Here is a 15852-nt window from a genome sequence, read left to right on the forward strand (position 1 = left end):
GTGAAACCATTTCTACCTTCAAAAAAATAAAGGTACGCTTTAGTTTAAAGCACATTCAATTATACTATTTTTTAATATGGATTCTAAGCTCATACAACTGAAGACTTAAACAAAAACTTCATGTTTCCCGAGCATCATATGTTGTTGGAAATAATTACTCATCAATTCATGGGCAGTATTGTCTCATCCGCTGCTAAAATCCCAATTTATTTTGCGAGTGAAGCAGTTATAATGAGTACAATAAAACCCCATGTACATCTTATTGCGAGCGGAATATTGAGCAAGATGAATAACTTAGATGAGGAACCTTTATTAAAAAGGGTAGAAAAAAAAGACTAGTTGCTTCTGCCTTAGTAGTATACTTCTTGGAATACACTACTTCCCACGAGCGGCACCTTATCACCCAATATCTCGTCCCTAACTTGGTATATGAGGACAGTCACTGCCGCAGGTTCAAGGTATAGCCGATATAGATCTTGTCATGCTTTGTACAATGAAAGGCATGGTCCGTATTGATATCAGGCATGCTCATTCGTAGTGCCCTCTATGTTAATAGTCAAAGCTGAATGTTGAACTATTTCGTCCCATATGTCATTTTTAATTAGTAGTCCTCCTGCAAATGAATTCATTCTTATGGATGATCGCCACAAAAAACAGGCCTACCAACTAGCCAGTATTGGTCATTGGGAGGTTGATGTTGTAAATAATCAGCTCTATTGGTCAGATCAAATAAAACGTCTCCATGAAGTTCCATTGGATTATAACCCTACGTTAGAGACGGCCATATCTTTTTACGCGGAGGGCTCTCCCAGAAAAAAAGTGCGAGAAATCGTAACACAAGCGATTGAAAAGGGAGAATCCTTTTCCTTCGAATCTAAAATTATTACGGCCAAGGGGAATTCCCGGTGGGTCAGAGCCCTTGGAGAGACAGAAATGAAAGACGGGCAGTGCATTTACGTTTACGGGAGCACCCAGGACATTACCGATCAACGGGAAGCAGAGATAGAAATTCAAAAAGTAAATCAAAAACTACAAGATATTGTTGAGCATAGTACCATTATGTACTATCGCCACGATACCGATCACAATATTACCTATGTAAGCCCTCAATCAACCCGGTTCTTGGGGTGCCCGCCGAAACAAGCCATGCAGAAGTGGACGGACTTTCTTACTGATCATGAGAAAAACCGGCAAGGTATAAAAGCAACGGAAAAGGCTATCAAAACGGGAAACCCCCAACCTCCATACGAACAGCAACTGCAACGAACCGACGGTAAGAAAATATGGGTGCAAGTAAATGAATCGCCTGTTGTGGAAAATGGGGAAACCGTAGAAATCGTGGGTTCCATGACTGATATCACTGATCTAAAGGAAAAACAACAACAGCTCAAAGATAAGGAGACACAACTTCGAAACATTGCAAACAATATTGACGGGATGATCATGCGGTATGTTCTGCACCCGGACGGAAGCGATGCAAATCCGTATGTGAGCGATGGAGTACGAGATCTCTTTGAACTACCGCCCGAAGTTGTGCTAGAATCGACCGAACCGGTGTGGGCCCAATTTGATGAGGATCATATCGATGCAGTTCAGCAGTCGGTACAAAAATCGGCAAAAACCTTGAAGAACTGGGACAAGAGGTGGAAGATAGAGACCCCAAGTGGAGAAGAAAAATGGATTCATGGCCGGGGAACTCCCAAGAAACTGGAAGACGGAGTTGTACTGTGGGATACCATCTTGCTCGATATCACGGACCAGCATGAACTAGAGCAAAATATCAAACAGCAGGTCAACCTGCTAAATCATATACTGGACAGCTTACCGGGGCTGTTCTATATGCTCGATGCAGATGGAAACTATGTCCGGGTTAATAACAATACCGAAGATTTCTTTGGAAAATCAGCCGAACAGTTAAAGGGAACCAATGCTTTACTTAATGTCCCTCCTCGAAAGCGAGATGAGGCAAAACAATCGATCCAACAAGTGTTTAACCAAGGATATGCTGACCTTGACACCATTCTCATTGACGGAGATGGTCAAGAACATCACTATCATACCAATGGAAGCTATGTCGAATTAAACGGCCGGGACTATCTCATCGGTAATGCCATTGATATCACCGACCGGTTGAAAGCAGAAAAAGAAAATATAGTTTTGCTGCAGGAAATTCACCACCGTGTTAAGAATAACCTGGCCATTATTTCAGGCATCCTAAGCCTGGAGCTGGATGAACTTCCAGCTAAAAGTCAAAATCGTTCTGCCTTGGAACATAGCGTAAACCGTATCCAGGCAATAGCAAAAGTTCATGAGCTACTGTATCAAAGTTCGGATCTTTCCAAAATTAAGGTCAAAAACTATGTGTCTGAACTTGTAAATACTGTGATAGAAACTTTAGACATAGGAAAGGATTTTGATATACATTTCGAAATAGATGAGGTCGAGATGAACCTTAATGATATTACCCCTTTAGGTATATTATTAAATGAACTGCTAACCAACTCTTTTAAGTATGCTTTCCAAGATCGACAAGATGGACTTATCACGCTTGATATTAAACAACAAAATGAAGCCTATAATATAAAATACCGAGATAATGGCCCGGGATTTGAACAAAGTATATTTGAAAAGTCTGAGACTATGGGCTTTACCATTATCAAGGTGTTACTTCAACAACTAGATGCGAACTATAGTATTGATCCTAAAAACGGTTTTAAAATTAACTTCACCTTTGAAAAACGGGAATCAGGATCTCACGCTAATATTTAAATATCTGGACTACCCTTTCTTTTTCCGGCAAACATTAGAAATGCGAGCAGTAGGCAGAGTAAACCATTCAAATGAAGAGCCTTGGACCATATAAATAGCCACGACTCCCCATCTTATATTCCTGGTTATAACCCGACATAAAAATATGAGTGCCCATTTGAACTATTCTATCATCTATTCCTTGGTTCCTAACTTAATATCTGAGCGCAGCAGCTGTGGCAAGTTCGTGGTGTACCCAATATAAATCTTATCATAATCAGGAGAATGAAGGGAATAAACCGTATACATATCGAACCTCTCTTAATAGGTATAAAATAAAAAAACGGCTCCCTGAACTTCAGAAAGCCGTTTTACGTAGTGGCGGGGGGAGGATTCGAACCTCCGACCTTCGGGTTATGAGCCCGACGAGCTACCAGCTGCTCCACCCCGCGATGTGAGTCCGTAATAATAAGGCTTGACATGGGTACTTGTCAATAGTAAATTCAGATTTCTTTCCAGACGGAAATCAACACCTCAAACCTCAATTTAAATCTCTTAGGAGGCTTATGTCCACCACAAATCAGGTAGATGCCGCACAAGTTCATGACATTCTTCAAAAACATATTCTCACTGACGGGTATGATATTGTTCTAGACCTCGATAAAAGTGACGGAATTTATCTCTACGATTCAAAAAATGACGAACGTTACCTGGACTTTTTTACCTTTTTTGCCTCCAATCCCCTGGGTATGAACCACCCGCGATTGGCCAACGAAGAGTTTCAAAAAAAGATCGGACGCGTAGCCATCAACAAACCTTCCAACTCTGATGTATATACAGAAGAGATGGCGGAGTTTCTTGACAACTTTGACCGCGTTGGAATCCCGGACTATCTTCCCCACTCTTTCTTTATCTCCGGCGGTGCCCTGGCAGTAGAAAATGCCTTAAAGGTCGCATTTGACTGGAAGGTGCAGAAAAACTTTGAAAAGGGATATCGCGAAGAAAAAGGCCATAAAGTACTACACTTCGAACAGGCTTTCCACGGGCGTTCGGGTTATACGATGTCGCTTACCAACACCGATCCCACAAAAGTAAAGTATTTCCCCAAGTTCGACTGGCCGCGCATAGAATCTCCGGCTATGAATTATCCCGCTACCGACGAGAATATCCGTAAAACGGTTCAGGATGAAGAAAGAGCAATAGCACAAGCTGAACGTTATTTTGAGATTTATAAGGATGATATAGCCTGCATCATTATTGAACCAATTCAGGCCGAAGGGGGCGATCGTCACTTTCGACTCGAGTTTCACCAGGCTCTGCGCGAACTGGCCGATAAGCACGATGCACTGCTGATATATGATGAAGTACAGACCGGCGTTGGTCTGACCGGTAAGTTCTGGGCCCATGAGCATTATGTGAAACCCGATATCCTTGCATTTGGTAAAAAAGCCCAGGTTTGCGGTATCTTGGCTGGGGAACGCATTGAAGACATTGATACCAACTGTTTTGAAGTATCCTCGCGTATTAACTCTACCTGGGGGGGTAACTTAGTAGATATGGTACGCTTTGGACGCATTCTGGAAGTAATAGAAGAAGAAAATCTTGTTGAAAATGCTGCTACGGTAGGAAATTATCTGCTCGAAAAACTTCAAAACCTTGAAGAGCAGTTTGAACACGTCAGCAATCCACGTGGCAAAGGATTGTTATGTGCCATTGACTTTCCAAACGGACACGTTCGAGATGCCGTAATTAAGGAATGTTTTGAGAATAACTTGATGATCCTTTCATGCGGACCTAAAACCATGCGATTCCGTCCGCCATTAAATGTTACTAAAGATCATATTGACGAAGGACTTGAGATCATTGAAAAATCCATCAAGTCAGCAATGAAAAAGTGCCCTGCACTTGACGCCTAATTTAGTTTCAGCAATCAGTAAAACAGTTAACAGTTGAGGTATTACCTCCTGTTAACTGCATACTGATAACTATATTTCCTACCTATACCATCTGGTGTGATTCGGGCTGAATAGTAATCTCATTAAGAACCGAACCTTCCGGTTGATTAGCTGCATAATACACTGATTTCGCCACCTCTTCGGTACTTAGCATTTTTTTCTTTTGCACTCGCATATTTACCGTGTCACTGTCCCACATTGGCGTATCTACACCCCCAAGGTGCATCAGGGTAAACTTTACTCCGCTTCTCTTGTGCTCTTCCACCAGAGATTTTGTGAATCCAGTGACGGCAAACTTTGAAGCTGAATAGATCGAAGAATTTTTCATAGGATATTTTCCTACACTGCCGGGAAACAGAATTACCCTTCCTTTTTTCTCCGTAGCCATATATCGAACTACCGTTTGCGTAACTAAGAAAGTACCATATACATTTACATCTAACATCTCTTTGGCATCTTCAGGCTTAATATCCAGCAAAGGTTGAATAACAGCAGTACCAAACGCATTTACAAGAACATCAGTAGGCCCAAGGTCTTCAATAACCTCGCGCGCCATCTTTGATACCGAAGCCAGATCTGTAACATCTACACCAATAACATAGGCCTCTCCCCCCTCATCGTTTATTTCCTTTGCCACCTCTTCGGCTTTCTGCTGGTTTCGCGCCGCTAATACGACGGTAGCCCCGCCCTTTGCAAATACACGCCCACATGCACTTCCTATTCCACCTGATCCACCTACGATTAGTACAATTTTATCCTTCATTTCAATAAATATTTTATCTTTAATTCTTTTGAATCTGTTAATTCAGTTTCGCTCCAAATCGTTCAAAAAGAAAAGGGACTTCCTATTTAGGAGTCCCTTTTGATATTTTATTACAAACTTATAAAAAGTGCAGAAATTATAAGCGGTTATCGCTGCTGCATTCCAGCCTTAATTACATTATCATAGATTGATACCATCTCATCTTGGGTAAAGGTCAAAAGGCCTGAAATTTCAAAATCATCACTTTCTCCGCCGACTTTGCCCAACTCAATAAATGGCAGATCGTTGTCAGTAAAGTGACTTTCAACAGTCTTCTTCTGATTAGAACTGCATGTTACGACAACTCCGGATTGAGCTTCACTGTAGAGTACTTCGTGCATGTTAGATCCCAACTCATCAACTGAGACCGTTGCACCTTTACCTCCGAACATCGACATCTCAGCTAAAGTGATTGCCAATCCGCCATCAGAAACATCATGTGCAGCATTAACCAGGTTCCGCTGAATAGCTTCAAGTAATACTTTTTGCAGACGTCCTTCAAACTCCAGATCAATTTCAGGAGCATCACCGGTGGTAAGGTCATGAATTGTGTGCAGATATTCGCTAGCTCCCAGCCCTTTTCTAGGCGCACCAATGTAATAAATGGAATCAGACTCTTCTTTGAACTCCGGTGTCATGCGATCATTTTCCAGATCTTCGATAAGTCCCAACATTCCAATAACAGGTGTTGGGAATACTGCCATTTCAGGATTTTCGTTATAGAAACTTACATTTCCACCTGTTACCGGCGTATTAAAAGTACGACAAGCGTCCCCCATTCCGGCAAGTGCTTCTTTAAATGTCCAGTATACTTCCGGTTTATAAGGATTACCGAAGTTCAGGCAGTTTGTTATCGCCATCGGCTTAGCGCCGCTACAAACGACATTTCGTGCAGATTCGGCCACAGCAATTTGGCCACCTTTGCGGGGATTCAAATGGACATAACGCCCGTTACAATCGGTCTTCACTGCCAGCCCTTTGTTAGTACCTTTGATACGAACAACACCAGAATCTGAAGCTCCCGGGCCGTTCACCGTATTGGTGCGTACCATGGTATCATACTGCTCATAAACCCATCGCTTGGATGCGATATTTGCAGCCCCCAACAAACCGGACATAATCTCTTTGTGATCTGTAGGATGATCCAGGGAATCGATATCAAACGACTGTGTTTCCTCGAGGTATTCAGGCTTCTTGGTTTCACGCTTGTACTGGGGAGCGCCACCGCCCAATACCAAACTATCAGCAGGAATATCCGCCTTTACTTCCCCATCTTTCTTGTACGTTACATTTTCGCCTTCTACAACTTCACCAATAACAACGGCATTGAGATCCCATTTCTCATAAATGTCAATAATTTCTTGCTCACGTCCATCTTCAGCCACAACCAGCATACGCTCCTGGCTCTCAGAGAGCAGTAACTCATAGGCAGTCATACCCTCCTCACGGGCAGGAACTTTGTCAAGGTCCAGCTCCATTCCAACGCCGCCTTTGGCCGTCATCTCGGAAGAAGAACAGCTGATACCGGCAGCTCCCATATCCTGAATTCCGACGATACCACCATTTTTAATAACTTCCAATGTAGCTTCAAGCAGCTGTTTCTCAGAAAATGGATCTCCTACCTGAACACTAGGTCGCTTATCTTCACTTTCTTCACTAATCTCTTCGGATGCAAAGGTTGCCCCGTGAATTCCGTCGCGACCTGTATCAGATCCTACAATAATAACAGGGTTTCCAATTCCCTCGGCGATTGCCGATGCGGTCTGATCTTCTTTCACAATTCCAACACTCATCGCGTTAACTAGCGGATTGCCCTCATACTTTTCGTCGAAATAGATTTCGCCGCCAACCATAGGTACACCAAAAGAATTCCCGTAATCTGCAATCCCTCTTACCACCCCATCAAGCAGAAATCGCACTCTGGGTGTATCAAGGTCTCCAAAGCGCAGAGAGTTCAAGCTTGCAATAGGCCGAGCACCCATAGTGAAAATATCACGGTGAATTCCACCAACCCCTGTTGCTGCTCCTTCATAAGGTTCAATAGCAGAAGGGTGGTTATGACTCTCTACCTTGAAAACACAGCCAAGGCCATCACCAATATCTACCAGACCCGCATTCTCTTCACCGGCATCTACCAACATTTGAGGCCCTTCGTTGGGCAGCTTTTTAATTTCAAGGATTGAGTTTTTGTAAGAGCAGTGCTCACTCCACATTACCGAATAGACACCCAATTCGGTAAAAGTAGGCATACGCCCCAAGTAATCTTTGACCATTTCGAACTCCTCTTCTGTGAGTCCGTGATCTTTCGCTAATTCGAGTGTTACTTTCGGCTCAGTAATAGTAGTATCAGACATCAGTTATTATGATTGAGTGTTGGAAAGTTCCAGTAACTGTTCTAGTTGTTCAAATTCCTTAAAAACGAAATCAGCTTTCGCATGTTTTTCGGGCTCCCCGTTAGAAGTAAACCATGCTGTATTCCAGCCATACTGCGAACCGCCTTCAATATCGGAAGAAAAAGAATCGCCCACATATAAGATCTTATTTTTTTCAACACCTGCTGCTTCCGTGGCATGCTCAAATACTCTGGGATCGGGCTTTAACACCCCTACATCTTCAGAAATAACAGTATGGTCCGCTGACTCATAAAACCCGAATTCTTCAAACTTTAACCGTTGTGTTTCGGCAAATCCATTTGTCAAAATTCCTACAGGATAATGTTCAGCTATTTTCAAATAGACTTCTTTAGCACCATCTACCCATTGCCAATGATTACGATAGCACTGCATGTAATAATTGCCTATCTCTTCGTATCGGCTGGCACTTAGTTCCAGATTCTGAAGTGTCTTTTCAAATCGATTTCGCTGCAGTTCTGATCGGTCGACTTTTCCGCGGCTATAGAGTCCCCATTGTTCACTATTTACCTTATGGTACTCATCTATAAGCTCGGAGGGACTAACCTCTTCAAAAAGTGCAAAGTTGTTATAAACCTCCTGAAGCCCGGCTTGTTCCGCTGCCTTGTGATTAAGGAGCGTGTCATCCAAATCGAAGTAGATATACTGGTACGGCAAAAGAAGTACTTAAATCTTGTTGAAAATGATTCGCTCAAAGATAGGGATTTGATTAATAAGATTTAAAAAACATATTGATGATATTTAATTTTGCTTCTACCTCTCTCACAATTGTTTATTTCAAATTCTTAATTTTCAAAAATGTATCAATTTTCTGATCCTTTCGTATATTGTGCATCATAAATATTAAACTAATATCGGGATCAATGAATATTAAAACTATCATCGGATTAGGCGTCGCCGCATTACTCTTTTTTTATGGCGTCAGTGTAAATAATGGACTTGTTAATAAACAGGAAACAGTAAATCAACGATGGGCACAGGTCGAAAACCAGTACCAACGCCGTGCTGATTTGGTCCCCAACCTCGTTAATACTGTGAAAGGGGCCGCAGACTTTGAAAAAAGCACGCTTACACAGGTTATTGAAGCACGAAGTAAAGCATCTTCTATCCAGGTTTCTGCTGATGACCTCAACAACCCACAAAAACTGCAGCAGTTCCAGCAGGCTCAAAAGCAACTTTCAGGAGCCCTGTCACGACTCCTTGTTACTGTAGAGAAATATCCTGAGCTCAAAGCGAATGAAAACTTCAGAGATCTACAAAACCAACTGGAAGGTACCGAAAATCGAATTGCCACAGAACGACAGCGTTTTAATGAAGCAGTCCAAAGCTATAATACCGAAATCAGGCTCTTCCCGGGTAATATCTTTGCTAGTATTCTAGGTTTTGAAAAGAAGGCCTATTTCGAAGCAGATGAGGGAGCGGAAGAAGCCCCCGAAGTTAATTTTAGTGAATAGACAGAACAACCTCTAAGGAGTAACAAGATGGCAGACAAAGATTTACTAACAGAAGAACAGGAACAACAGGTTATTTCAGCGATACAAAAAGCTGAAAACAAATCTTCCGGTGAAATTCGCGTACATATTGAAGAAGAATGTGAAAGCGATGCATTAGAACGAGCAGCTCAAGTCTTTCATGACTTGGGGATGGATCAAACCCAACGGCAAAATGGGGTATTGATTTATATCGCCTCTGAAGATCATAAAGCGGCGGTATATGCCGGTAAAGGTATCCATACCGAAGTAGAAGAAGGATTCTGGAGTGATGTCTTGGACATACTCATACGGCATTTTAAAGAAGATGCCTATGAGGAAGGGATCGAAAAAGCAGTCTACAAAGTGGGTGAAAAGCTCGTGGAACTATTCCCTCATAAAAAGGGAGATATCGATGAACTCTCCAATGAGATAAGCTATCGCGATTCCAACAATTCCTAGTTAGAACTATCTTTAAAGATTATAATCGTATGTTTCCAATGAACCGATCTCGTTTTTTCCATACTTATATTATTCCACTTTTCCTGTGCTTATTCTTTTTACCCACTCTACTTAACGCTCAGGATCTGCCATCTGAGCCCACAGGACATGTAAGCGATTTTGCAAAAATGTTAAATCGTTCAGAGCAACAACAACTGGAAATGAAATTGCGAAATTATCGTGATACCACTACCACTGTTATTGCCATAGCGACTTTGCAAACTCTTAACAATATTTCTATTGAAGAAACAGCTACTACTCTGTTTAACAGCTGGAAAATGTGGCAAGGTCAAAAAGATAATGGGATTCTGATAGTCATTGCTAAAGAAGAACGTAAGATGCGTATTGAAGTTGGCTATGGCCTAGAAGGGGTAGTCACCGATGTCATGGCAGGACGAATCATCCGAAATATTCTGACGCCCGATTTTAAACGCGGTAATTTTTATGAAGGTTTAGACCGCGCCACTTCGGCAATCATACAGCTGGCCAGCGGCGAATATATTGATCAGCTTACCGAAAAGACCTCAAACGATAATGACACCATCTCCTTTATCATATTTGCACTCTTTGTGTTTTTTGTCTTCTACTCTGCCGGGCGCGGTGGTGGCAAAGGGAAAGGTAAGCGTCGACGAACGCTGGGATCTGGCGGTTTTATCTTTCTTGGTGGAGGCGGCGGCTTTGGCGGAAGCAGCTCCGGCGGTGGCAGCTTCGGTGGTTTCAGTGGAGGTGGCGGCTTTGGTTCCGGTGGCGGTGGTGCCAGCGGAGGTTGGTAAGTAGCTATTATATTCCACAGAGGGCAGTATCGTATTGGCCTCTGTGGTTATTCTTATTTCTCGCGCAACTTCTGTATAGTACGATATACCGGCCAGATGATAAGAACAGAAATAATCAGCGAAGTAATAAGTATATAGGTTTCGTTTACCAGCTCAACCGGTAACGTATTGGAAAGTGCCCGTGCTACATTACGGACTCCAATAATAATCGTTATAAAAACCACCACGCTCATTAAAAGGTTGATGGCATTTGAATTTACAGCCTTCGAAGTCATCAACTCCCTGTTATTTACCAAGATAAGAAGTGCAATAGCTACCATCGGCAATATGATACCATTTAAAGCCTGTGCTAATATAATAGCAGGTATTGGTTGTACTTGCGAAGCTCCAAAAATGAGACCTATCAATAACACTCCCACCCATACAGCCCGAAAGTTACGGCCATCCTCTGCCCATTTTCCGTCATCGTCCTCATTATCGGCAACGCTTTGAGCAGTTACAGCAGCAGCCAACGGCGCCGTTATTGAAGAACTTAAACCTGCAGCAAAAAGCCCCAAACCAAGTAAAAAAGATGCCCAACTTCCCATCTGCTCCGTAAGAGCAGCTGCCAGGCCCTCAAAGGTAAAAGCACCGGCAATGGCTGTACCTACGATAAGAACCCCAATAGAAATCAATCCCCCCAAGCCAATTGCAATACTTAAACTCCAACGCATCTCTTTCAGATCTTGACCCGACGCTATACCTGAACCCAAAAATAAGTTATAAGGAACCACAGTAGTCCCTACAAGAGCTAGAATAAGCATACTTGACCCTTCCGGGATTTTCGGAATTGCTAAACTCCCTACTACTGCTCCTAAGTCGGGCTTCATAGTAATAGCTGTAACGAGGAAGCAGAATCCCATAAAGGCAACCAACACGCCCATGATTTTTGCTACAGACTCCACCGTTCCAAACCAAAATAATGGTAACACTATTGCCCCCATAGCTAATACAATCCAATATGTCGGTATCTCAAAAATAAGCGTAATACCTGCCACAGCACCCAATATATTCCCAGCCTCATAGGCAGCACACCCTAAAATTACGGCACCTACTATCATACCCAACAGTCCACTCATAGCGGGACTCACATGCAAATACTTCTTCAATGCTTCTCCCAAGTTGATTCCTGATGACATTGTTAATCGGGCGCTGGCTTCTTGTAACACAATACAAGCAATTGTAGAAAACATAAGTGCCCAAATAAGGGAATAACCAAATTCTGCACCGGCAGCTGCTGCTGTAGTTATTGTTCCCGGTCCAATAAAAGCCGCAGAAATTACGGCCCAAAACAAAATATTTAAGAAACGCTTTTTCATAATCCCATTTAATAATTTCAATATGCTTATTAATTCTCTGGACTGCCAAAACCACCGCCTCCGGGTGTTTTTAAGACAAAACTATCTCCCTCTTCCAATTCGCAACCATCTACAGAATTCAGTTTCTTTTTAGTTCCATTCCGGAAAAGTACCCACTGCTCCCCTACGGTGCCGGCCTTACCCCCGGAAAGACCATAAGCCCCTTCTTTACGGTGCTGGGTCAATACGGTTAGTTCTACAGTATCTAAAAAAGTAATCTTTCGATAGATTCCATTACCTCCTTTCCACTTGCCTCCACCACCGGAATTTTTTCGTACTGAATATTCATCCAGACGAACGGGATAACGGTATTCAAATATTTCAGGATCAGTACCTCGTGTATTCGTCATGTGGTGATGTACCGCATCGGCTCCATTGAAGCCGGGACCAGCACCGGTACCTCCGCCAACCGTCTCATAATACCCAAAGCTATCGTTACCAAAAAGTACGTTATTCATCGTCCCCTGGCTGCAGGCTACTCTTTTAAACGGTTTTAGCAAGGTGTCAACTAAACGCTGACTTATTTCGATATTTCCGCCCACCACCGCCGGACACTTTTGGGGCTCATCATCAAATTCAGGATTTAATAAACACCTTGGTAAATTTATACTCACCGCTTTCAGTATCCCCTCATTTAATGGTATCGGCTCGTTAATAAGTAACCGTAATACATACATCACTACACTATTTAAAATTGCAGGTGTAGCATTAAGGTTACCCCGCTGTACTGCTCCCGTTCCGCTGAAATCCAACTGTATCTCATCTTTCTCTACTTTTACCTCTACCCGTAATGAAGTTCCATCATCCAATAATTCCTCACTTATAAACTGCCCGTTCTCCATGTCCCTAATGGTCGAGCGCATCTTAGCCTCAGCATGTTCAGTCAAGGCACTCATATAGTGTCTCACGTTTTCAACACTGTGTACTCTACATAAATTTTCCAAGCTATCAATTCCTCGTTTATTGGCAGCAACAGCCGCCTGAAGGTCAGCAATATTTTCATCAATACTACGTGTTGGATAGGGATCAGAAAGCAAGTGTTTCTTTATTTTTGACCACTTCCCTTCTCCCTCATTAATCAAATGCATAGGCGGAATAACAACCCCCTCTTGCTGGAGATTTGTGGCCGTGGGTGGCATCGATCCCGGTGTTACTCCTCCAATTTCAGCGTGATGGGCCCTGCTTGCTGCAAAACCAATAAGATCATTCTCTACAAAACACGGAGTAATAACCGTAACATCAGGCAGATGTGAACCTCCATATGCCGGATGGTTCGTCACCAAAACATCTCCCGGTGCAATCTCCAATGCTTCTTTTACTTTTCGTACACATAATCCTAATGCCCCCAAATGCACCGGAATATGCGGTGCATTAACGACCAACTCCCCTTCGGCATTGAGCAAAGCACATGAAAAATCCAGTCGATCTTTTACATTTACAGAGAGGGCTGTGCGCTGCAACATCTCTCCCATCTCCGCAGCAATAGAACTAAATCGATTAGTATAAAGCTCAAGATTGACCACTTCTGAGAGTTCTTCATCAATTTCTTTTTCTACCCCCTCTTTTTGTGTGATCTCCAGCGCCCCTTCATCTGTTACAACAAGTTGCCATTCAGGCTCCAGAACAATGGTACTGTGAGGATCTAAAATAAGAGCAGGTCCTGAAATACGAGCCCCTATTTTCAGTTCTTCTCTTTTAAAAACCGGTGTCTCCTGGCTTTGACCTTCGAACCAAATCTCCTTTGCAAAATCTGCATCAGCATAATAACTAACCCTATTAGGCTGTTCTCCCTGCTCATCAATAAGATCTGCCGAAACTACAACCCGTAAACTTACTACTTCAATTTCCCGACCGGTTATCCAGTGCCCATACTGCTCGCAGTACTCCTCCTTAAAAATATTCTCGATATCTTTTTTACGATCATACTCGATCTCCAGAGAAGTTTCCTGACCCGATAAACGCATCGACAATATTTCGCGACGCACCTCAATATCCTGAACAGAGATACCAGCGTTAACCAATTTTTCTTCGGCCTGATTGTTCAGCTTATCAAAGTAAGTGTCTAATTCTGACTCCAACTCAGCTAATGGTTGAAGAATTTGCGATTCAGCAAACTCTTCAACTACAGCATGTCCCAGCCCTTCGGCACTTAATAAACCCGCTTCTTTAGGAATAACAATTGTGTCTATGTTTAACCTATCGGCAATAGCACACGCATGTTGGCCTCCAGCCCCACCAAAAGCCACTAATCCATAATTTTGGGTGTCATAGCCTTTTTGAACTGAAACTTTTCGAATAGCGTCAGCCATACGTTCATTGGCAATTTGTAAAAAGCCTGAGAGTATATCATGCCGAGAAAGTGTAATAGCTGTACTCTCTTTAACTTCTTTTAACAGCTTGTCTAGCTGGTCATTCGCAGCTTCCACGTCTACTGGAATATGAAAGTTTTCAGGATCCAGACGTCCCAATAAAAGATTTACATCTGTAACCGTAAGGGGGCCACCCGCACCATAGCAAGCCGGTCCAGGCCATGCTCCCGCACTTTCCGGACCTACACAAAGCTTATGCCCATCAAAATAACATTTTGACCCTCCGCCGGCAGCTACCGTCTCAATATTAAGAGCAGGAGCAACAAGATGTGCATCGCCTATCGTGTGTTCAAAAACATATTCATAACCGGCATCATAACGAGCAACATCAGTGCTTGTCCCCCCCATATCGAATGATATAACATGATCTATCCCTGCTTTGCTTCCGGCTGTAGCTGCTCCAACAACCCCACCCGCCGGACCGCTAAGTAGACTATCCTTAGGAGCAAAGTTCTCCTCTAATGTGAGTCCCCCGGCACTGGTCATAATAAACATCTGTTCATCTTTGACTACGGTCTGTACATCATCTAGGTACTGCTGTATGGTGGGTGCCAGATATGCATTAACCAATGTGGTTTCGGTACGGGCTAAAATCTGGATAAACGGACTCAATGTAGAAGAAACTGAAACATGCTCAAAACCTTGATCAAGCAGCCATTTTTTTAGCTTTTGTTCGTGCTTATTATTCTTATAACTATGCATCAGTGAAACTGCCGCTGACCTAATACCATTATCCAACATGCGCTCTACCTTAGGCCTCAACGACTGAATATCCAGAGCCTGTAAAACGGTCCCCTCTGCATCCAACCGTTCATCTACCTCAACTACCTGCTCATATAAAGGAGCCCGTTTATTGATTTGAAGGGCAAAAAGGTCGGGACGTTGCTGAGTTCCAATTTCTAACAAATCCCTAAAACCTTTTGTTACAAAAAGAGCAGTAGGTGCCCCCTTCTTTTCTAGTAAAGCATTGGTCGCTTTAGTCGTTGCCAGTCTAAGATCTGTCAGCGGCAAATTCTTTTTCCGAGCTGTGTTGGTAACAAGCCTTGCCGCTAGTACCGGGGCTTCTTCGTCTGAAAGCACCTCGAATGGGGTATCCTCTCTCACCTCTATAGGCTCGTTAATTGTAATAACAGACTTTTCGCTATCAAATGCCGTAATTTCTACATGATGCTGAGAACCGTCCAGAGGTTTAAATTCGAATCCCTCAACGAAATTATCCGGTGCTTGCCAAGATTGATCAACTTTATAACTCAGGTCAGAAACTCTTGATATTATTTTTCCCCTGAGAGCACTACTGCTTAGGACCTTTGCTTTTCTTCGGTCTCCTTCGGGATTAATGGCGATACAATCCGTAAAAGTACCTCCCGTATCTACCCAAACTTTCCAAGCGGACTTCTGACCTTCCCTCATATTAAATGCATATTGGG

10 protein-coding genes and 1 tRNA gene are annotated in these 15852 nt (G+C 42.9%); 5 read left to right on the forward strand and 6 right to left on the reverse strand.

What is annotated here, in order from left to right; translation table 11 throughout:
• Positions 1-588: 588 nt before the first annotated feature.
• Complete coding sequence (locus FCN14_RS06470) at positions 589-2769, forward strand: PAS domain-containing sensor histidine kinase (RefSeq protein ID WP_138430395.1); 2181 nt, start codon at positions 589-591, stop codon at positions 2767-2769.
• A 358-nt stretch (positions 2770-3127) separates the two neighbouring features.
• Here the strand turns inward: FCN14_RS06470 and FCN14_RS06475 are convergent.
• Positions 3128-3200: transfer RNA gene (locus FCN14_RS06475), tRNA-Met, on the reverse strand.
• Positions 3201-3314: 114 nt separating this feature from the next.
• Between FCN14_RS06475 and lat the strand changes: the two genes are divergently transcribed.
• Complete coding sequence (gene lat / locus FCN14_RS06480) at positions 3315-4664, forward strand: L-lysine 6-transaminase (RefSeq protein WP_138430396.1); 1350 nt, start codon at positions 3315-3317, stop codon at positions 4662-4664.
• An 82-nt stretch (positions 4665-4746) separates the two neighbouring features.
• On the opposite strand, the gene FCN14_RS06485 is transcribed toward lat, so the two are convergent.
• From FCN14_RS06485 to FCN14_RS06495, 3 genes are all read right to left on the reverse strand, one after another.
• On the reverse strand, positions 4747-5466 hold the full coding sequence (locus FCN14_RS06485) for an SDR family oxidoreductase (protein ID WP_138430397.1): 720 nt from the start codon (positions 5464-5466) through the stop codon (positions 4747-4749).
• Positions 5467-5612: 146 nt separating this feature from the next.
• A complete protein-coding gene (gene purL / locus FCN14_RS06490; protein ID WP_138430398.1) occupies positions 5613-7859 on the reverse strand; it encodes a phosphoribosylformylglycinamidine synthase subunit PurL in 2247 nt (748 codons plus the stop codon).
• 6 nt (positions 7860-7865) lie between these two features.
• On the reverse strand, positions 7866-8573 hold the full coding sequence (locus tag FCN14_RS06495) for a YjjG family noncanonical pyrimidine nucleotidase (protein ID WP_138430399.1): 708 nt from the start codon (positions 8571-8573) through the stop codon (positions 7866-7868).
• Between the two features lie 206 nt (positions 8574-8779).
• Here FCN14_RS06495 and FCN14_RS06500 point away from each other — a divergent pair, with 206 nt between their 5' ends.
• Genes FCN14_RS06500 through FCN14_RS06510 form a run of 3 tightly spaced genes read left to right on the forward strand, consistent with a single transcriptional unit; the run spans position 8780 to position 10659 of the window.
• On the forward strand, positions 8780-9370 hold the full coding sequence (locus tag FCN14_RS06500) for a LemA family protein (RefSeq protein ID WP_138430400.1): 591 nt from the start codon (positions 8780-8782) through the stop codon (positions 9368-9370).
• 27 nt (positions 9371-9397) lie between these two features.
• Positions 9398-9847 (forward strand): TPM domain-containing protein, encoded by a 450-nt coding sequence (locus FCN14_RS06505; protein ID WP_138430401.1) that lies wholly within the window; start codon positions 9398-9400, stop codon positions 9845-9847.
• Between the two features lie 38 nt (positions 9848-9885).
• Positions 9886-10659 (forward strand): TPM domain-containing protein, encoded by a 774-nt coding sequence (locus tag FCN14_RS06510; RefSeq protein ID WP_138430402.1) that lies wholly within the window; start codon positions 9886-9888, stop codon positions 10657-10659.
• A 53-nt stretch (positions 10660-10712) separates the two neighbouring features.
• Here the strand turns inward: FCN14_RS06510 and FCN14_RS06515 are convergent, their stop codons facing one another.
• Together FCN14_RS06515 and FCN14_RS06520 are read right to left on the reverse strand one after the other, a co-directional pair.
• Positions 10713-12017, reverse strand: coding sequence for an Nramp family divalent metal transporter (locus FCN14_RS06515; RefSeq protein ID WP_138430403.1), 1305 nt, complete (start codon positions 12015-12017; stop codon positions 10713-10715).
• 29 nt (positions 12018-12046) lie between these two features.
• The gene (locus tag FCN14_RS06520) at positions 12047-15835 is read right to left on the reverse strand and encodes a hydantoinase B/oxoprolinase family protein (protein WP_138430404.1); all 3789 of its coding nucleotides are present in this window, start codon (positions 15833-15835) and stop codon (positions 12047-12049) included.
• Positions 15836-15852: the final 17 nt, after the last annotated feature.

This window comes from Fodinibius saliphilus (assembly GCF_005869845.1).
Taxonomy (GTDB): Bacteria; Bacteroidota; Rhodothermia; order Balneolales; family Balneolaceae; genus Fodinibius; species Fodinibius saliphilus.